At 32.3% G+C, this 19850-nt stretch carries 16 protein-coding genes; 12 read left to right on the top strand and 4 right to left on the bottom strand.

Annotated elements, in window-relative coordinates; translation table 11 throughout:
- The first annotated feature begins 20 nt into the window (after positions 1–20).
- Positions 21–602, top strand: coding sequence for a Crp/Fnr family transcriptional regulator (locus ABXT71_RS08040; protein WP_415370813.1), 582 nt, complete (start codon positions 21–23; stop codon positions 600–602).
- Between the two features lie 6 nt (positions 603–608).
- Here the strand turns inward: ABXT71_RS08040 and ABXT71_RS08035 are convergent, their stop codons facing one another.
- Complete coding sequence (locus tag ABXT71_RS08035; RefSeq protein ID WP_415370812.1) at positions 609–1322, bottom strand: DUF4386 domain-containing protein; 714 nt, start codon at positions 1320–1322, stop codon at positions 609–611.
- 277 nt (positions 1323–1599) lie between these two features.
- On the opposite strand from ABXT71_RS08035, the gene ABXT71_RS08030 reads away from it, so the two are divergent.
- The 8 genes from ABXT71_RS08030 (at position 1600) to ABXT71_RS07995 (ending at position 10369) form a co-directional block, all read left to right on the top strand.
- The gene (locus ABXT71_RS08030) at positions 1600–2349 is read left to right on the top strand and encodes a hypothetical protein (RefSeq protein WP_415370811.1); all 750 of its coding nucleotides are present in this window, start codon (positions 1600–1602) and stop codon (positions 2347–2349) included.
- A gap of 169 nt (positions 2350–2518) precedes the next feature.
- Positions 2519–3493, top strand: a complete 975-nt coding sequence (locus ABXT71_RS08025; protein WP_415370810.1) for a YitT family protein — start codon at positions 2519–2521, stop codon at positions 3491–3493.
- A 166-nt stretch (positions 3494–3659) separates the two neighbouring features.
- Positions 3660–4313 (top strand): HAD family hydrolase, encoded by a 654-nt coding sequence (locus ABXT71_RS08020; protein ID WP_415370809.1) that lies wholly within the window; start codon positions 3660–3662, stop codon positions 4311–4313.
- A 203-nt stretch (positions 4314–4516) separates the two neighbouring features.
- Positions 4517–5236 carry an SDR family NAD(P)-dependent oxidoreductase gene (locus ABXT71_RS08015; protein WP_415370808.1) on the top strand — a complete coding sequence of 240 codons (720 nt, stop codon included), beginning with the start codon at positions 4517–4519 and terminating at the stop codon, positions 5234–5236.
- A gap of 227 nt (positions 5237–5463) precedes the next feature.
- Positions 5464–6354 (top strand): oxidoreductase, encoded by an 891-nt coding sequence (locus tag ABXT71_RS08010; protein ID WP_415370807.1) that lies wholly within the window; start codon positions 5464–5466, stop codon positions 6352–6354.
- A gap of 95 nt (positions 6355–6449) precedes the next feature.
- Positions 6450–7700 carry an ATP-binding protein gene (locus ABXT71_RS08005; RefSeq protein WP_415370806.1) on the top strand — a complete coding sequence of 417 codons (1251 nt, stop codon included), beginning with the start codon at positions 6450–6452 and terminating at the stop codon, positions 7698–7700.
- A 154-nt stretch (positions 7701–7854) separates the two neighbouring features.
- Positions 7855–8985 (top strand): T9SS type A sorting domain-containing protein, encoded by a 1131-nt coding sequence (locus tag ABXT71_RS08000; RefSeq protein WP_415370805.1) that lies wholly within the window; start codon positions 7855–7857, stop codon positions 8983–8985.
- A 109-nt stretch (positions 8986–9094) separates the two neighbouring features.
- Positions 9095–10369 (top strand): NAD(P)/FAD-dependent oxidoreductase, encoded by a 1275-nt coding sequence (locus ABXT71_RS07995; RefSeq protein WP_415370804.1) that lies wholly within the window; start codon positions 9095–9097, stop codon positions 10367–10369.
- A gap of 224 nt (positions 10370–10593) precedes the next feature.
- On the opposite strand, the gene ABXT71_RS07990 is transcribed toward ABXT71_RS07995, so the two are convergent.
- Together ABXT71_RS07990 and ABXT71_RS07985 are read right to left on the bottom strand one after the other, a co-directional pair.
- Positions 10594–11700: a sensor histidine kinase gene (locus ABXT71_RS07990; RefSeq protein WP_415370803.1), complete on the bottom strand. Its 1107-nt coding sequence runs from the start codon at positions 11698–11700 to the stop codon at positions 10594–10596.
- A gap of 9 nt (positions 11701–11709) precedes the next feature.
- The gene (locus ABXT71_RS07985; protein ID WP_415370802.1) at positions 11710–15042 is read right to left on the bottom strand and encodes a PAS domain S-box protein; all 3333 of its coding nucleotides are present in this window, start codon (positions 15040–15042) and stop codon (positions 11710–11712) included.
- Between the two features lie 829 nt (positions 15043–15871).
- Here ABXT71_RS07985 and ABXT71_RS07980 point away from each other — a divergent pair.
- From ABXT71_RS07980 to ABXT71_RS07970, 3 genes are all read left to right on the top strand, one after another.
- The gene (locus tag ABXT71_RS07980) at positions 15872–17053 is read left to right on the top strand and encodes a T9SS type A sorting domain-containing protein (RefSeq protein ID WP_415370801.1); all 1182 of its coding nucleotides are present in this window, start codon (positions 15872–15874) and stop codon (positions 17051–17053) included.
- A 158-nt stretch (positions 17054–17211) separates the two neighbouring features.
- Positions 17212–18288, top strand: a complete 1077-nt coding sequence (locus tag ABXT71_RS07975; RefSeq protein ID WP_415370800.1) for a DUF418 domain-containing protein — start codon at positions 17212–17214, stop codon at positions 18286–18288.
- Positions 18289–18378: 90 nt separating this feature from the next.
- Positions 18379–18666: a hypothetical protein gene (locus ABXT71_RS07970; RefSeq protein WP_415370799.1), complete on the top strand. Its 288-nt coding sequence runs from the start codon at positions 18379–18381 to the stop codon at positions 18664–18666.
- Between the two features lie 487 nt (positions 18667–19153).
- On the opposite strand, the gene ABXT71_RS07965 is transcribed toward ABXT71_RS07970, so the two are convergent.
- Entirely contained in the window at positions 19154–19666 is a 513-nt protein-coding gene (locus ABXT71_RS07965) for a fasciclin domain-containing protein (RefSeq protein WP_415370798.1), read from the bottom strand.
- Positions 19667–19850 lie beyond the last annotated feature (184 nt).

Raw genomic sequence — 19850 nt, 5'->3', positions numbered from 1 at the left:
TATGGTATTAAATAAAAAAGATGGAAAACGAGTTTAGAGCATTTATATCCAATTTCCCATTTTTAAATTCGGATGAAGCTAAAATTATTGTTGAGAACACCATACTTCGAGAGTTCAATAAAGGATATATATTGCTTAAAGAAGGTAGAATCTCAAAAGAATGTTATGCCATAGTAAGAGGTTGCATAAGGGAATTCTACATAAAAGATGGATTGGAAAAAACCACTGCCTTTTTTACGGAAGGTCAATCCGTCAATTCTTTTTCTAGTTATACCAATCAAGTTCCTTCTAAGCATTTTTTGGAATGTTCTGAAGATTGCCTACTGACAGTTGGTAGTCAATCTTTAGTTGACCAAATGTGTGAACGCATACCACGGCTTACAGAATTCATAAAAAACGAAGTTGAAAAGGATGCTGGAGAACTTCAAGAGAGAATGGCCTCATTTATGACCTCCTCTCCCGAAGAACGCTTTACAGACTTGATGGAAAATAACCCTAGCTTAATGAATCGAGTTCCTCAACATCAGATTGCTAGTTATCTTGGTGTGACTCCTGAATCACTAAGCCGAATTAAAAAGCGAGCTTATCAGAAAAAAGCATAACCACTTTTAAGATTTGGCTTCTTTGTTCATTCCTTTAATCAAGAGCCAAAATGCGAACCAAAATTCAGCAATTACAGCCAAAACAAGTAAAGATGAAAACAATATAGAAAGTATCTCAGAATTCATTAATATGAATTGAATAAAGCTATCTCCTGCATAGCCAATGCCTCCTATCAACATTATAATGCCTAACCATTTAGGTGTTTTCCTTGATTTTCGAATGACATATCCAAGTGTAAAAAGATGAATCGAAAAGAAAATTTGCCAAGCCAATTCCCCATACTTATGAGCCTTAAAAAAAAGAAGGGTCAGGGATTCTAATTCAGAAGAACTAAATACGCTTAGATATTCAGGCTGGGTCATAATTATTGCAGGAATCATGTAATTAATAAGATTCACTCCCATGATTATAGCCATGGCAAGTCTAGAATAAGTCGCAATGGTCATTCCTGTAGTGCTAAATGATTTAAAAAGATGATAAAGCATCACGGTAAGCACAATTTCCAGAACCATTACTACGATATCACCTGAAATACCCCATCTAAATAATTCTTGATTATCTATTAGGTTCTGGAACGTAAGCACTGCATTTCCTTCAGCAATAATTACACTTGGCATATAACCAATACTAAATCCGCCAATAATTGCAATAATCAGATATAAAAGACCCGTTATTTGCGAATACGCCTTTCCTTGAGTTTGAAGTTTTGATAGTATCATTTTTTTAAGTTTTTATTTGATACAAAAGTCGCCCTAGATTAGAACCTATGCATTGACTTAAGATAAGAAGTTAACTCGCAAGAAATTTTACCTCATATAATTTAAGTACCTTGATTGCAAAATATTAAAACACCATATAACACTGTGTGAAATCATTATCACCCTGTAGGATGGCAGCGCTTCTTGCACTAACTGTTGTGGGTCATATTCAGAAACCGATAGTATTAAAAATTGAATGTGATTAAAGTAAAATCAAAAACGAATAAACTACATCCAAATGAGCGAAAATCAAATCACAAAAAAATTAGAAAGAAAAATTAATTTTCTCACTGCATACGCCTTATTGAGTGCATTAATTATTTCTTTTTTTGCATTTAGTAGTTTTAGTGAAAAAGACAAAAATGAAAAATTAGATGAATTAACCGTAAAGAAGATCACTATAGTAGGAGAAGATAATTTACCAAGAATGGTTTTAAGCAACGAAACAAGACAACATCCTGGTAGAATGAACGGAAAAGAATGGGAAAAAAGAGAACGACCTTCAGGAATTATTTTCTTTAATAATGAAGGAGACGAATGTGGCGGTTTAGTTTTTCAAACCAAAGAAAAAAATGGCAAGATAATTTCTGGAATGTCTTTCACAATGGATAACTACAAAGATGACCAAGTATTACAAATCCTAAATGATGAATATTACGCTGATGGCAAAGCTTATATTAAAAGGGGGATTTCAATAAATCAATTTCCTTTAGGCTCTAACATAGATGAAAGAAATAATAAACTTAAAGAATTGAGAGCCATCATTGATGAAAAAGAACGAAAAGAAAGAATAAATAAATTAATGGAAAACGAAGGGTCTGTAAATCGTTTATTTTTAGGAAAAACAAAAGGCAACAGTTCAGGACTATTTTTAGCAGGACCTGATGGTTCACCAAAAATGATGATATATGTAGATGATAAAGGTGTTCCAAAAATACAAACATTTGGAGAAAATGGAGAAATATCAGACTTCCTTGAAAACAAATAATACGAACGCACTACAACGTGCATAACTAATTGCTCAGTCTGTGTGTACTCTGAAAATCCTACGAATTTTTCTCTGGTTCGTTTTCTATTTACTAACTTAGTTCTTGCTAAAGCAACTAACCATAAACAAACACGTTACCGGAAAGCGAAAAAAAAGCAATAAAACTAAGATGAACCCATTTTTAGCAAATATTATAATTCGGACAACTCTTAAATTCAGGGATAAAAGAAAATATCCAAAAGGAAACCCCTCTGAATATAAACTTGCAAAAGAATACCGGCAATCAATTATTTCCCTGAAACGTAATTTTAAGAATTTAATACTTATAGTAATAGGGATTTTTTCTGCTTCCTTTGGTTTTAAGGGTTTTCTGTTAACAAACGATTTTATTGACGGAGGAGCTACAGGGATTTCATTACTTTTAGCTGCAATTACAGAAATCCCTCTTTACATTCTTATAATTGGTGTAAACCTTCCATTTATATTTCTTGGGTATAAAATTATGGGGAAACGCTTTGCTATAAAGACAGCCCTGGCAATTATTGGACTTGCACTTTGCGTTGCAATCGTTCCCTTTCCAAACGTTACAGATGACGATTTACTTGTTGCTATTTTTGGAGGTTTTTTTCTTGGAGCAGGAATAGGGCTTTCGATTAGAGGTGGTGCGGTAATTGACGGAACTGAAATTCTTGCAATTTTCTTGAGCCGAAAATTGTCCACAACAATTGGCGATATTATAATCCTGATTAATATTGTTATTTTTTCTTTCGCAGCGTATTTACTTTCTATTGAAATTGCCCTTTACTCAATGATAACCTATATCGCTGCTTCTAAAACATTGGATTTCATAATTGAGGGTATCGAAGAATATATTGGTGTAACAATCATTTCTAAACAAAGTACCCGTATAAGAGAAATGATAATTGATAAATTGGGACGTGGTGTGACAATTTATAAAGGTCAAGGCGGTTATGCCAAAAATGGTGTTTCAAAAGAAATGGATATTATCTACACTGTCATTACGCGCTTAGAGTTAAACAAATTAAATACAGAAATCGAAAAAATTGAGCCAAATGCTTTTATTGTAATGAACAGCATAAAGGATATAAAAGGAGGTATGATAAAAAAAAGATCCTTACATTAAGGAGAGAAACGCCAGCAGATAACACCGTATATAATTTATTGCTAGTTCTACTCTACTTACGAAAGGCCTCTCGGACTTTCTTGGTCGGTAATTATTTACTAAATTAGGTGCTTAAAACAGGCAACAAACCAGATACAAAAACGTTAGCCACAAGCTGAAAAACCAATTGCGAAAGAAAAATCTAATAGTATTTGACATAGACGGCACTTTAACTGACAGCGTAAAGCAACATCAAAAAGCGTTTACAGAAATGCTCTACGAAGTTGGCGCTGCGGAAATCAATAGTGAATTTAAAACATTCAAACATCACACAGATACTTTTATCGCAAAAGAAATTTATGAAAACACAAATCAAATTCCCTTTTCGGAAGCTAAAATTATCGAATTTGAACAAGGATTAACTGAAAAAATAAGTTGCTCAATAATTAATGAAATCAGAGGAGCGAAAAAATTAATAGAATTACTTGAAAACGAAACTGATTTTGGTGTTTGTTTTGCGACTGGTTCACTTCGAAGACCAGCTAAATTTAAACTCAAATCAATCGGAATATCATTTGATGAAAAACAATTAGTCGCTTCCGACAAAATTCACGAAAGAGAGAAAATAGTAGCAACAGCAATTGACAATGCGTCTGAATATTATAATGTAGAGAAGTTTGAACGGATTATTTCACTTGGTGATGGCCTTTGGGACTTAATAACTGCTAGAAATTTAGGATTGGAATTTATAGGGGTTGGTTTAAAAAATAAAAAAGTGTTGATAGAAAACGGAGCGGAAACAGTTTATAAAAACCTAACTGAATTCGAGCTTGTGGCGTAAAAAACTATGGGTAACAAAGTATATAAAACATAGTGCGAGTAATTGCTAGCAAAAAGGTTGATGCATTTTTTATAAGGTCGCCAAATTTTTAAATTTGGCTAATTGTGAAAAGAAAGATAATTAGAAATATTTAAAAATTCTGCTTGTGCTTAACCGAAACAAAAGTGCTTATTTCCTGCTCTACATTATATATACAAATCCGTATGCAATTAAATTATGATATAAAATTGATAGTTTTAAAAGAAAAAAATGCCTTAATCACTGGATCTAGTCGTGGCATAGGGCAGCAAATAGCAATAGGACTTGCACAAAAGGGGTGTAATATAATTGTCCACGGGAGAACCAAAGAAAGCAATAAAAAGACGCTTAAAATACTTAGAGAATATGCTGTAAAAACATATAGTGTCTTTGGTGATTTAGCTGATGAAGGTCAAATTAAAGAACTCATAGATCAAGTAAGTGCTTTAAATATCTCAGTTGATATTTTATACAATAATGCAGGTATAATGAGAGATTACCGTGAAGATATTTGGTCCCATACCACAGAAGACTGGCTAGTGACTTACAAAGTGAATGTGGTTGCCATGTATAAACTTTGCGGCGCATTTATCCCTTCCATGATCAAGAATAAATTTGGAAGAATCGTTAATACGACTTCTCGCATAATGAATCAACCGGAATTATCTCCATATGGAGCATCAAAATGGGCAGTAGATAAATTAACCCAAGATATTGCATTTGCATTGAAAGACACACCCGTTAGAATAAACTACTTCGATCCAGGCTGGTTGAAGACAGACTTGGGTGGTGAGAATGCAGAAAATCCTGTTCAAGCCGCATTACCTGGAGCATTAATTCCTGTTCTAATAGATGATGATGGTCCAAATGGTCAGTTTTTCTCAGCTAGTGAACACAAAAAATAAACAGACCGCATATAAGCAATGCGGGAGTTTGTGCTTAATTAAAAGTTTGGGTATATTTGGGAGACCGCCGGATTTTAACAAATCCGCCTTTTGACACTAAAAAAAATAAAAAGCGAAATTTGTAAAAATCAGCTTGTGTCCTACCAAATGTCTGTCGCCATTCTTTATCCGCACTACTTGCATACAAACCGTTAGCGGTCATCACAAAAAAAACAATATATAGAATAATGATAAAGGAATTTAATGAATGGATTTTAACCAACCTCGATAGTCAAAAAGGTAAAACGGTAATTATAACAGGTGCTAATTCTGGCATTGGATTTTATACCGCTCTAGGATTAGCAAAACTTGGAGCAACCGTTATTGTTGCGGGTCGAAATAAGGAGAGAATAGATGATGCAATACAAGCAATAGAAAAAGAAACTATAACAGGTACTGTATCACCTGGAATAATTGATTTAGCGCGTTTGAACTCAGTGAGAAAATTTGCAAATGAATTTAATAAGACCTACACCAAGCTTGACATACTGATTAATAATGCTGGTGTAATGATGCCGCCTGAATCAAAAACAAAGGAGGGTTTTGAATTACAATTTGGAGTCAATTTTCTTGGACATTTTTCACTAACTGATTTACTTTACAATAAACTTAAATCTACTCAAAATTCAAGAGTAGTAACGATAAGCAGTATTGCACACAGAGGAGCTTTTATAGATTTTGAAAACCTTAGAGTTGAAAAACCTTATGACACGAAAAGGGAGTATTATCAAAGTAAATTAGCAGACTTGATATTTGCTTTGGAGTTAGGTAGAAGATATGAAGCGAATAATGATAATATTTTATCAGTTGCTTGCCATCCTGGGTTTACAAAAACAGAATTACAAAGACATATAAACCCTGAAATTTTGAAAAAAATGAACTTTATGGATACTTGGCAAGGTAGTTTGCCAACGCTTCTAGCTGCAACAAATAAAAATGCCAAATCAGGAGATTATTTTGGACCTGATGGAGAAGGAGAATATGGTGGATTTCCTGCTTTAGGTGTGATTGACAAATCAGCATTAGACCAAGAGGTTGCAAAGAAATTATGGGAAGTTGGAATAAAAAACACTAAATAGGAAACGAACCGCTAACAATGTATTTAAAATCATAGCTCTTTCCTCGCTAAGCTTCATATACAAACCGTTATAAGCAATTTAAAAAAATGAAACTGATGGATAAACCTACATATCAAGAATTAGAAAATAAGATTGCTATACTTGAAAAGCAAAATGAAATTTTACAATCGCAGCCTTCAGCTCACAATGACAGAAAAACACAAGAAACAGAATTAAAAAATTCATTAAAAAAAGCCAAAGAGAGTGAGGAAAGATTAAATTTGGTTATCAAGGGTTCAAACGATGCCCATTGGGATTGGGATTTAATTACTGACGAGTTATATTATTCACCTCAATGGTGGAAACAAATAGGGTATAAACCTAATGAAATTGAGCCAAATTCATCACTTTGGGAAAAATTAATGCACCCTGATGATAAACCTCTTGTTGACGAAATATTTAGAGGTGCTCTAAAAAAAAGGCAGGATAGTTATAAAGTGGAATTCCGATTATTACACAAGCAGGGTAAATATGTTCCTGTTCTATCTCGTGGATTTATCACTTTTGATAAAACTAAAAAACCAATAAGGGTTAGTGGAACAAACATGGATTTGTCCGAACAGAAAAAAGCAGAACAGGCGTTAAAAGAAAGTGAACAAATGCTCCAAATCGCAAATGCTACAAAAGACAAATTCTTTTCTATTATAGCTCACGATTTACGTAGCCCGCTTATAACCATTGAGAGTTTTTCGGAATTGTTAATTGAAGACGTAAAAGAAAAAGATGGTACAGAATATGAAAAGTTTTTAACACTGCTACATTCATCTGCTAAAAGCGCCGTTTATTTACTGGATAATTTATTAAATTGGGCAAAGTCGCAGACCGAACAGATTATTTTTAATCCAGAATATTTAAACTGGTCAGCAGTTATCCAAAAAGTATTAGAAGGCTCAAAAGCAATTGCCAAACTTAAAAGTATATCTATAAATTTTATTCAATCCGATGAAATGGAAATTTATGCTGACAAAGATATGTTAATGACAATTTTGAGAAATCTAATTTCAAATTCTATAAAATTCACTCATTCAGAAGGAAGAATAGATATTTTCACAGTACGTCACCAAGAATTTATTGAAATTACTATCTCAGATAATGGGGTTGGCATGAATGAAGGCACACGAAATGAATTATTTAAGCTTGGAGCAAATACAAGAACCTATGGGACTGAAAATGAAAGAGGTTCTGGTTTAGGATTAGTCCTTTGCAAAGAATTTGTAGAGAAACACGGTGGACAAATTTGGGTAGAAAGCGAAAAAGGAAAAGGAAGTGATTTTAAATTTACTTTGCCTTTGAATAAATCTGAATAAAAAAAGCTTATGACAACGCATTATAAATAATTGCCATATGTCAATAAAATAAAGGGCTGTAGACCAAATAAACATTAGTTATTTTGTGAGTTTCAGAGCTCACACTTGGCAACTATTCATATGCAAACGTTAGCCACTACTGAAAATTAAAAAAATGAGAACATTATTATACATATTTCTATGCTTTCCCATACTTAGTGTTTCCCAAGACTTGGAATCAACAACAAATATTAATATAATTAAATCGTGGTCTCAAGAACCAAGTGGGTATAGCTATCCAATGAATATAACCGTTCCAGCAGGAACCGTGCCTCCAAATGGATTCCCTGTCTGCATATTACTTCATGGAAACGGCGGTAATGGAGCAGGCATGATGAATGAATTCACGGATATATTGGAATGTCATGCTCTAGTGGCACCAACGGGCTATTTAAATAGTTGGAATATTTGTACAGAAGATAGCGATGCTCCTGATATTGAAATGATAAATGACCTTGTCAATATTTTACAAGCTTACTCCAATATTAATCCAAATAAAATCAGGATTTTAGGCTCTTCTAATGGGGCGGGTTTAGCAAATAATATTTTTATAGAAAATAACAATACAGGAATTGACATTGTATGTGCTATTGTTTCTCATTTAAATGAACCACAATATCATTTAGGAAATTTTTATAAACCAAGCGCTTCCACTGACCCTTTAAGTTCTTTCTGTGGTTATGATAATTTGGTTAATCCTTTAGCCACCAGAAAATACTTAAGTATAAGTAATGACAATGACCCAATCATTCCATATTCAGGTGGTACATCCGTTGTTGGAATTGACTTTTTACCTGCTGAAACAGCCACTTATAATATAGCCTTAAATCAAGGGTATACAGGTAGCCAACTAACATCAGGAATAACGATGGGTAACCCTCAAATAACAGAATATTCGTATTTATCAGGAGATGTAGTACACATCAAAGGCGATGCAGCTCATGATACAAACAATACGCAACTAGATTATATAAAAGGTTACTTTTTAGATTGTGCTGATGTTTTAAACATTGATGATTATGCACTTGATCAAATCAAAGTTTATCCAAATCCTACCAACTCCAATATTACGGTAACAGGGGCTTCTAATCAAACCATCGAATATTCAATTTTCAATGTGTTTGGTCAACTAGTTTTAAGTGGTTCTGGGACTTCAGATGCGCTACAGATTAATCTATCTGAATTAGATACGCAAATGTATTTTCTTAAAATAAATAATAAAGTAATTAAAATTATTAAAATATAAAAGTACCTAACACGCAATATACTTCATAATTTTGCCGCAGACGCAACACAAAATTACATAGCATATTGCCACCGTTGTGGTGCATTAAAACAACTATTTTTTAAAGAACATGGATTTACGTAAAAAAATTATTGTTATTGGTGGGGGCTTTGCTGGATTAGAGCTTATCAAACGCTTAGGGAATTCAAAAAAATACGCTATTATTTTAGTGGATAGCAACAACTATAATTTTTTTGCACCATTAATATATCAAGTTTCTAGTGGTTTTATGGAGCCATCGGCAATTAGCTATCCTTTTCGTAAAATTCTTCGTAATTTTAAAAACGTACGTTTCAGACTTGGTTCTCTTGAAAAGGTAGTGCCCGACGAGAACAAAATAATTCTAAATAATGGCGAGTTGTCATATGATTTTTTAATCATGGCAACGGGTACGGAAACAAATTACTTTGGTAATAAAAATATCGAAGAAAAATGTTTACCAATGAAAACAATAAGTGACGCCTTGTCACTGCGAAATACCATTTTAACACGTTTAGACTTAGCCACAAGAATTGAGAATGCAACTGAAAGAAGAAAATACCTAACTTTTGTAATTGCTGGTGCAGGACCAACAGGTGTAGAACTTTCTGGAATTATAGCAGAGTTGAGTAGCTCTGTAATTATAAAAGATTATCCAGAGTTAAAAGAAGAAGAACTTGGAGAAATTTACTTAGTAGACGGTCAAAAAGCGGTTTTGTCATCCATGTCACTGCATGCTCAGAAATACGCTGCTAAAAAGCTGGCTTCTTATGGTGTGCATCTTTTAATGGATACTTTTGTTGAAGATTTTGATGGTGAAAGTGTTCAGTTATCTAACGGAAACAGCATTGATACTAAAAATTTAATTTGGGCTGCTGGAGTGCAGGCTAAAGTATTTGAAGGTTTTCATCCAGAAAGTTTTGGACAGGGTAAAAGATTAAAAACAGATCAGTTTAATAAGGTTTATTTATCTGACAATATTTATGCTTTAGGAGATTGTGCTTTAATAAATGGAGATAAAAATTATCCTGACGGGCATCCGCAGGTGGCGCAACCTGCAATACAACAGGCAAAAAACTTGGCAGACAATTTATTAAAAAATCAAGAAATATGGAAAGCTTTTGGCTACAAAGACAAAGGTTCTTTGGCTATTATCGGAAGAAATAAAGCCGTATTAGATTTTCCAAACCAAAAATATGCTATGAGTGGCTTTTTATCTTGGCTAATCTGGATTTTTGTTCATATTATGGGACTTGTCAATTTCAAGAGTAAATTAAGAGCTCTATATAACTGGTTGGGATATTATATTTATAAAGACCAATCTTTTAGAATGATTATAAAACCTAATAGCAAAAAATATAATTGAACGGAAAAAAAACACACCACTACAACATAAATAAAAAATAGCGCAAGTAATTGCTAAAACGAAGGCTTGGGCATTTTTTTATTTCTTTTCCAGTTTATCTTCAATTAAAACAAAAGTAGATGTAATATTTAAGGGCACATTAGTTGTATAAATTCTAAGAGTTTTTACTTATTTCTCAACAAAGTACTTTATTATAAATAGTTATATCTCTTTCTTCGAATTGATTAACACTCTTCTCCCGAAGAGACTACTGAAATTGGAAGATTAAAATAAAATGTTGTTTCTACATTAGGAGTACTTATTAAGGATACTTGTCCTTTGTAATGAGAAATAATTTTTTTAAAAACACTTAATCCAATTCCTAGAGATTTCGTTGATTCGATTACTTCAAACATTTTGAATATTTTCTTGTGGTATTTTTCATGTATTCCAACACCATTATCTTTGATTGAAAAAATATAATCATTTTTCGTTGTTTCACACCCTATTTCAATGAGACCATTTTCCTTATCAACATGAGCTATAGCATTGCTTATTAGAATTTCAAATACTTTTTCCATCATATCTCCATCGACAAATAAGGTGGGCAGTTCATTTGTTATTTTAATTTTGATATGAGAATTATTTATTTGATTTATGACCCGTTTTGTAATTGTATTTAGGTTTTCGATGTTGTTTTTAAAAGTGGCAGACGTGATATTGTTATATTGTTCTAGTTTTACTAACAACAAGTCCATTTTTTCTATTTTGTCTTCCATCATTTGAAAGTTAATAGTAGCATCTTTAAAATTATTAGTTTCATCCCTATCCTCTTGAGACCAAGTTAATATATCTGAAATATTTCTTAATGAAGATTTTAATTCATGTGAAATTAAATGAGAATAATTATCTAGTTCATTCTTTTGGTTTTGAAGAATCTTAGATAACGCTGCAGTTTTAGAGCTAATATTTTGATCTATTATTAATTTTTTATTAATTTTATTTTCAACAGCATTCAGCAAATCGTTTATATTTAACGGTTTCGTTAAATAATCTTCAGCCCCTAGATTCATTCCAATTCTAACATCTTCTTTTTCTGCTTTTGCTGAAAGAAATATTAATGGAATACTCGCTGTTTTCTTATTTGTTTGTAGTTTTTCAAACATTCCAAAACCGTTAAGATGAGGCATAAGTATGTCTGAAATAATAAGATCTGGATGCTCTATCAAAGCTATTTCAAAACCAATTAATCCGTTTTCAGCCTGAAAAACCTCATAACCTTCCATTAAAAGAATATCATAAATTTCCTCTCTTATAGCTAAGGTGTCTTCTACAATTAATACTTTGTACATGTCTTTTTTTTAATTTTTTAAAATCTTTATAATAAAGGATGTTCCACTTCCATTTTTACTCTTCACAATTATTTTTCCCCCCATTATATCTATTGCGTCTTTTGCAATCGTTAAACCAAGTCCTGTGCCTTGGATTAAATCAACATTTTTTCCTCGAGAAAAAGGCTTGAAAATGTTTTTAAGCTCTGATTTGGAAATTCCTATTCCATAATCTGTTATCGTAACAACGGTGTACTCTTTTTCGGAGGACAAGGCAATAGTAATATTTTTAGCATTTGGAGAATACTTTACAGCGTTACCAATTAGATTGATAAAAATATTTCTGCCCAATTTTTCATCAATAAAAATATTAGTGGCTTTTAGCCCTTCGGTATCAATTAACTCTATATCGTGTGATTTTTCGCAGGCGCTAGATACTTCATCAATTATTTCATATAAGAAGTCTCCAAGATTTATATTTAAAGGTGTTTGTATGATTTTACCTGCTTCAGCCTTACCAACAATTAAAATATCGTCTAATAGTTGTGTCATATGCAAAACCTGATCTTCTATTTTGTCTAGTTTTTTTTGAATGATAATTGGCTCCATTTTAGCCCAGTATTTTTTAATAGAGCCTGCAGCAAAATTAATTGATGATAACGGAGTTCTAAATTCATGAGATGCCGTTGAAACGAATCTCGATTTTAATTCGTTTAATTCTTTTTGCTTTTCTAATGCTTGGTTTAATTTTAAGGTTCTTTCATTTACCTTCAATTCTAACTTGTTACGATAACCAGCCAACTCAGTGATATCTTGTCCTACTCCTAATACCCCAATAATTTCCCCGTTAATATCACGTCGTGTACTTGAGTTTAATAATACCATTACACGCTGTCCATTTTTTGTAAATAGCGGAAATTCATAGTTGGCAGTTTCTTGACCAAGCAACGCATCATCCAGTACTTTTTTTACTGACTTTCTGTAATCTTCTGTGATATATGTTTGTACCAGATCTTTTCCTAATACTTCGTCTTTTGTAAATCCTGTAATGCTTTCAGAAGTTTGGTTCCACTCGTTAACAAGTCCTTTACTGTCGATACCAAAAATAGGAGCGTTTGCGGTTTCAATAAACTGCCTTAACTCTTTGGCAATGGATTCTGATGCCGTTCGTAGTTTATCTATTTCAGAAATATCTTGTCCTACTCCTAATACACCCGTTATTTTCCCTTTAGCATCACGACGTGTACTTGAATTTAGTAATACCATTACACGCTGTCCATCTTTGGCGAATAGCGGAAATTCATAATTGGCAGTTTCTTTACCAAGCAAAGCATCGTACAATACTTTTTTTACCGACTCTCTGTAATCCTCGGTGATGTAGGTTTGTACCAGATCTTTTCCTAATACTTCTTTTTTTGTAAATCCAGTAATACTTTCAGAAGTCTGGTTCCACTCATTAACAAGTCCTTTATTATCAATACCAAAAATAGGAGCATTAGCAGTATCAATTAATAATGTTAAATCATGCGCTACATTTTCCATTTCAGAACGGTAAACATCAAGTTCAGTTTGAAAGGCAAGTTCTTTATTAGCAAGGATTAATTCATTTGCACGTTTTTCTTTCTCTTTATTAGCCAGGACTAATTCATCTGCTCGTTTTCCTTTCTCTTTGTTGGCTAGAATTAACTCATCTGCCCTGTTATCTTTCTCTTTATTCTGAAAGGCAAGTTCGGTATTAGCGATCGCTAATTCATCTGCTCGTTTTTGTTTTTCGTCGTTTTGAAAGGTAAGTTCTTTATTTGCAATGGCTAATTCATCTGCTCGTTTTTGTTTTTCATCATTTTGAAAAGCAAGTTCTTTATTTGCAATGGCTAATTCATCTGCTCGTTTTTGTTTTTCGTCGTTTTGAAAGGCAAGTTCTTTATTTGCAATGGCTAATTCATCTGCTCGTTTTTGTTTTTCGTCGTTTTGAAAGGTAAGTTCTTTATTTGCAATGGCTAATTCATCTGCTCGTTTTTGTTTTTCGTCGTTTTGAAAAGCAAGTTCTTTATTTGCAATGGCTAGTTCATCTGCCCGCTTTTGTTTTTCATCGTTTTGAAAAGCAAGTTCTTTATTTGCAATGGCTAATTCATCTGCTCGTTTTTGTTTTTCACTGTTCTGGAAAGCAAGTTCGGTGTTTGCAATGGCTAGTTCATCTGCTCGTTTTTGTTTTTCGTCGTTTTGAAAAGCAAGTTCTTTATTTGCAATGGCTAATTCTTCTGCTCGTTTTTGTTTCTCTTTGTTGGCTAGAAATAAATCATCTGCCCTGTGATCTTTATCTTTATTCTGAACGGCAAGTACAGTGTTCACGACAGCTAATTCATCTGCTTGTTTTAAAAGGGCATCTTTTTGCACAGTTTGGGCGTTGATATCAAACATAATAGCGACATATTTAATTATATTTCCATTTAGATCTTTAAAAGGCATAATGGTTATGTCCATCCAATAGAGTTGTCCTCCTTTTTTCTTATTCAATACTTTACCTTTAAACACTTTCCCAGAACGAATAGTTGAGATCATATCAGTAAAAAAGAGGTCAGGCTGTTTTCCGCTCTTTAATATTCTGTGATTTTGACCTATTAATTCTGCTCTATGGTATCCGTAAATTTCACAAAAGTTGTCGTTAACAAATGTAATATTAAAGTCAGCATCAGTTTCAGAAACGATAGCCGCTTTATTTAAACAACTATTTTGTTGTTCAAGCTCAACTTTAACAGCGGCTAATTCATTTGTTCGCTTATCCTTCAAAACGTTTTGAGAAGAAAGTTCTTCATTAGCACTATTTAAATTATAAATAGTTTTTTGTAATTGTACTCTCTTTTCTTTAAGTAAACCCTCAGTTTTAGTTCGTACTTTCTTTTCGTTTTCAAGATTCTTTCTTAATTTACTTTTAGCCTTTTCAGCTTCAGTAATGTCTGTCATGGAAATACCAACTCTATTTTCGGAAAATTTCCATGCGGTAACGTGATAAAACTTATCATATGCTGCGCCATAACTCTTAAACCTAATTTCTTCTCCTGTCTTATCAACATTAGCAAAAGAGGCGAACCAATGGTCTTCTATAACATCAACAATTGATGATATTTTTTTATTTATTAATTGTTCTTGGGTTTTGCCAAAAAAATTTGCGAAAGCAATATTTATTACTCTGATATAGAAATCGATGGGTTGTCCATTCTTGTCATAAATTAGTTCTATAACATCAACCATGTCTGCCATATTATCAAAGAACTTTTTATATATTAGTTCTTGTGAAGAAGCAATAACATTTTTTTTTAATGCAACGAGCTCCTTTTCCAATTCTTTATAAGAAGGTTTACTCATAGTTTAATTATTTTTAAATTAAATCTAGTGCGCTTTTGTTTTTAGCTGTTCATTTACTTATCGCTCGCACTGTTATAACTCATTTTTTTTAACCTAACTTTAAACAAAAGGCCTTTGCAATGACAAAGATTAATTATTTGTGAATTCACCAAAATTAAATTTATAGTACAAACTTACTTCCATAAGAGTTCTTCTAATGTATATTTCGATAGATAGCGGTTTAGCTTAGACGAATAGCAACTTCTTGATGTTAAATAGATCTATATTTATTGCAATTTTATCTTTGGTTTCTGCTAGAGCTTTAGTATTCCTATAGACGTTTCATTCTTGTATCAGAATCTAAATGACTGATGTCTATTCCAAAGTATTTAATATCTTAATTCATAACAAAATATTTTTGAAAGGTCATTCTACGCGAGTTTCAACGACTTAAAATCGAGAACCAAAAGGCCTCATAGAACTGTACAAAATCTGTGTAGAAAAGAGAGGGGGTTTTCAATGTTGACGAAGTCTTAAGCTTCTGCGTGTATAGTAACCTTATTCCTCTCTTTTGTCTTTTCTAATTTATACCTAAATTTAATGAATTGTAAACTTAAGCTGTGTATAAAACATGGCTATTATAAGCTTTCTGAGAGGTTTTTACATATTTACAAAACAAGCCAAATTTTTTATTTGGTTATATTTAGAAAAGAAAATTAAAAAATTCAGCTCGTGCTTAACCGAATAGTTATCGTTAATTTGCACGCTACGTTTCATACACAATCACGTTGTGCATCATAATCTCATAGTAATAATCAAAAATAAATAGTAAAAACAAAATATAAAAATATTGATTAAAATAAAATTAAAGAGCTTTTTAATACTTCTAGGTTTATTGATTTTTTCTGCTAATATTTCAGCACAATCATTTGACGTAGGTCATACCTCAATTACATTCTATGACAGTAGTAGAAACAGAAATATCGAAACAGAAATATACTATCCTGCTGATAATCCCGGTGAAAATGTTCCAATCGCTTCAGGTAATTTTCCTGTAATTGTTTTTGGTCATGGATTTTTAATGAGCTGGGAATCTTATGAAAATTTTTGGACGGAATTAGTTCCCAATGGTTATGTGATTTGTTTTCCAACAACTGAAATGACCTTAACTCCTAGTCATGAAAATTTCGGACTTGACTTAAAGTTTGCGGCTACCCAAATGCAAAATGAAAACAATGATAACTCTTCATTTTTTTTTAACTCTTTGGCTTCTAAAACTGGACTTCTTGGTCATTCTATGGGTGGAGGCGCATCCTTTCTAGCAGCAGAAAATAATTCGATTATAAGTACACTAGTGACTTTCGCAGCAGCAGAAACAAATCCATCAGCCATTTCAGCTTCACTAAATATAACAGTGCCAACGCTTATCTTCTCAGGAGATGATGATTGCGTAACACCTCCAGATGAAAACCAAACCCTCATGTACAATGAATTGGCATCAAATTGTAAAACTCATATTAGCATAATAGACGGTGGTCATTGTTACTTTGCTGATGATAATTTCAATTGTTCTCTAGGTGAAACATTCTGCAACCCAACTATAGATATTACAAGAGAGGAACAGCAATTAATAACTTTCAATTTTTTGAAACTATGGCTGGATTATTCTTTATATGATGATCTAAATTCTTTCAATAATTTTGATGATTTATTACAATCTTCAACACAAACAAATTTCACTCAGTTCTGCAACTCACTTACAGTTCAAGATATTAGCGAGCAAACGAGCATTAAAATATATCCAAATCCTGTAATTGACAAATTAAATCTGCAGATACCTATTGAACATTCAGATGGTATACTAACAATTTACAACTTGCTTGGGCAACAAGTATATCAAAGCTTAATAACAAATATTAATAATCAAATAGATATATCAAATTATCCGAATGGACCTTATTTTATTATGTATGACAAAAACTTAATCACGCGATACTATAAAATCATTAAGATAGATCGGCAATTAGAATAATTACAACACACAACACCGTATAATAGTTTATAGCTAGTTCTAGCCTACTTAAAAAAATACTCACGTATTTTCTATTCGGTTTTTATTTGCTAAATTAGTTGATTAAACACGCAACAAACCATATCTAACAACGCTCTAAGCAATAAGAAATACTATAAATGAATAAAAGAATAATCGGAATTGATGTTGCAAGAGCGTTGGCAGTTATCGGAATGATAATTGTAAATTTCAAAGTCGTTTTTGGTGAAAACGGACTCTCTTGGTTCAAGTCTTTTGCGAGTGTTTTTGATGGAAAAGCGGCGGCAACATTTGTAGTTTTAGCAGGTGTTGGACTTGCATTAATGACTAATTCTGCCATTAATAATAACGACAAGGTAAAATTAAAAGTTGCTAGGAGTAGGATACTAAAAAGAGCGCTATTTTTATTTATTGTAGGAATATCATACATAGCTATATGGCCAGCAGATATTCTTCATTTTTATGGTATATACATGGCAATTACGATTCTATTATTGACCAGTAAAGGAAAAACGCTTATAATTACTGCTGTTACCTTTATCGCTGCTTTCCCAATCCTTATGATATTTTGGAACTATGAAACAGGATGGAACTTTAGCACTTTAGACTATCAAGGTTTTTGGACTGTCAAAGGTTTTATGAGAAATCTCTTTTTCAATGGTTTTCATCCTGTAATTCCTTGGGCTGCCTTTATGCTGTTTGGTTATTGGTTCGGAAAACAGGATTTACACAATGATAAATTCATCAAGAAAATATTTTGGATTAGTTCAATCCTTTTTATTTCTATCCATGTTCTCTCCTATTTATCTATTTCATTTTTATCAGAAGGAAACCAAGAAACAGCATTGGAATTGACGGAAATCCTGGGAACCAATCCAATGCCACCACTACCAATTTATATGTTCAGCGGCATTGCAATAGCCTTTGCTATAATTTCAGCCTGTATACTAGTTGCCAAACGGTTTGAAAACAATAAAATAATTGACGCTTTAAACAAAACAGGACAATTAGCGTTGACCTTTTATGTCGCACATGTAATTATCGGAATGGGAATTATTGAAGCAATTAATCCTGCGAAAATGGGAAATTATTCTGTTGAATTTTCTGTAGTTTATGCATTGGTATTTAGCGTATTATGTATCATATTTGCAGTTATATGGAGAAAGCATAAAACTTCTGGACCTTTAGAATGGATTATGCGAAAGATTACGGATTAAAAAAACCTTGTTACAATAATATATATATATATATATATATAATAGGCGAAACAGTAGTGAAATCAAAGCTTTCGACTCGCATCAAAACCTGTGCTTAACCAAAAATTTGCTACTTCAAAATCACCTATTTTTAATTTGCTAACCGTTGCGATTCATTGGCGGAACGCACTCAAAAAAGAAAGTAAACGAATGAAAAAAGAGAATTTACCACTAATAATTATCATTGTAAGTTTAATATTAATAATTGCTAACATAATAACATCAGAAAAGATTGATGGTGGATTTTGGATGCGAATTTTATCAAGCGTTTTATTAATAATCGCAATGCTTATTGCCATTCGAGACATAAAAAAAAATAAAAAAATGCTAAATAAATAACGTTAAAATCTCACTCAAATGCTGAACAAAAATCACGTTTGACTTTTAGCCTGTTTGTGGAATCTGAATTGAAAACAAAAAAATACCGAATTGAATGTGGAATTTAGCGGGTTAAGGAATTGCTAACTCATACTGAATTAAAAAATATTGCGGATTGAAACGCTGATAGAATTTAAACAAACGCTGAAAATATGAAAACGGAATAAAAACCTGCTTACAACACCGTGCGCAGTACATCGCTAGTTCTAGCTTACTTGCGAAAGTCCTCGCGGACTTTCTATCTGTGATTTATTTGCTTACTTTCGAGCCTAAACGACATAAGTAATCTTATACAAACACGTTGTACTTCATAAAGAATAACTCTTAACCAATGATAAAATTCTTTAGAATAATTAATGAAAAGAAATAAGAATCTTAGAAAAAAATAATGCCATAAAAAAGCCTCGAATTATCGAGGCTTTCATTTTTCCTAAAAAATAATTTGCATTTAATTAGGCATAACTACGGTGTTTATTACATGAATTACACCATTACTACCCATCACATCTGTTGAAACAATTTCACTAAAATTTCCATTTACGTCGTTCAACCAAATTTTTCCATCTTTTTGAATTACGGTCAACACTTGACCATTTAACGCTTTTAATTCAACCGTTCCATTACCTTTCTTTAAAGCAGCTACTACATCAGATGCAGTTATCTTACCAGATATTACGTGATATGTTAAGATATTAGCTAATGCTTTTTGATTTTTTGCTTCTAATAGAGAACCTAATGTTTTCGAATCAATTTTTGCGAAAGCATCGTTTGTTGGAGCAAAAACGGTGAATGGTCCATCTTCTTGCAAAGCATTAACTAAATCGGCTGCTTTTAAAGCCGTTACTAACGTTGAAAAATCTTCGTTTCCAACAGCCACATCTACTATTGTTTCTTGTGCAGTAGCATTTTTAGTTAAGGCTAAAGTCATTGTAATTGTTAAAATAAGGACTAAGTTTTTCATAATTTATTGTTTTTTAAGTTTTTATATAAAGTAAAGATAATAAACATTTTATATTGTTTAACTTATTTAACTTTTTCTTAAACATTATATGAATAATTTCAATAGACTAGACAAGAAATAACTAGAGCACAACAACGTGCATAATTCATTGCTATTACAATTAATACTTGGAAAATCCTTAGGA

It is taken from the genome of Patiriisocius sp. Uisw_047 (genome assembly GCF_047730165.1).
Taxonomy (GTDB): domain Bacteria; phylum Bacteroidota; class Bacteroidia; order Flavobacteriales; family Flavobacteriaceae; genus Patiriisocius.
The sequence above is the reverse complement of the archived record's forward strand: the minus strand, read 5'-3'. Positions and strand labels throughout refer to the sequence as shown.

Coding starts and splice junctions, on each gene's coding strand:
- ABXT71_RS08040 (WP_415370813.1), top strand. CDS start 21: ATGGAAAACGAGTTTAGAGCATTTATATCCAATTTCCCATTTTTAAAT.
- ABXT71_RS08035 (WP_415370812.1), bottom strand. CDS start 1,322: ATGATACTATCAAAACTTCAAACTCAAGGAAAGGCGTATTCGCAAATA.
- ABXT71_RS08030 (WP_415370811.1), top strand. CDS start 1,600: ATGAGCGAAAATCAAATCACAAAAAAATTAGAAAGAAAAATTAATTTT.
- ABXT71_RS08025 (WP_415370810.1), top strand. CDS start 2,519: ATGAACCCATTTTTAGCAAATATTATAATTCGGACAACTCTTAAATTC.
- ABXT71_RS08015 (WP_415370808.1), top strand. CDS start 4,517: ATGCAATTAAATTATGATATAAAATTGATAGTTTTAAAAGAAAAAAAT.
- ABXT71_RS08010 (WP_415370807.1), top strand. CDS start 5,464: ATGATAAAGGAATTTAATGAATGGATTTTAACCAACCTCGATAGTCAA.
- ABXT71_RS08005 (WP_415370806.1), top strand. CDS start 6,450: ATGGATAAACCTACATATCAAGAATTAGAAAATAAGATTGCTATACTT.
- ABXT71_RS08000 (WP_415370805.1), top strand. CDS start 7,855: ATGAGAACATTATTATACATATTTCTATGCTTTCCCATACTTAGTGTT.
- ABXT71_RS07995 (WP_415370804.1), top strand. CDS start 9,095: ATGGATTTACGTAAAAAAATTATTGTTATTGGTGGGGGCTTTGCTGGA.
- ABXT71_RS07990 (WP_415370803.1), bottom strand. CDS start 11,700: ATGTACAAAGTATTAATTGTAGAAGACACCTTAGCTATAAGAGAGGAA.
- ABXT71_RS07985 (WP_415370802.1), bottom strand. CDS start 15,042: ATGAGTAAACCTTCTTATAAAGAATTGGAAAAGGAGCTCGTTGCATTA.
- ABXT71_RS07975 (WP_415370800.1), top strand. CDS start 17,212: ATGAATAAAAGAATAATCGGAATTGATGTTGCAAGAGCGTTGGCAGTT.
- ABXT71_RS07965 (WP_415370798.1), bottom strand. CDS start 19,666: ATGAAAAACTTAGTCCTTATTTTAACAATTACAATGACTTTAGCCTTA.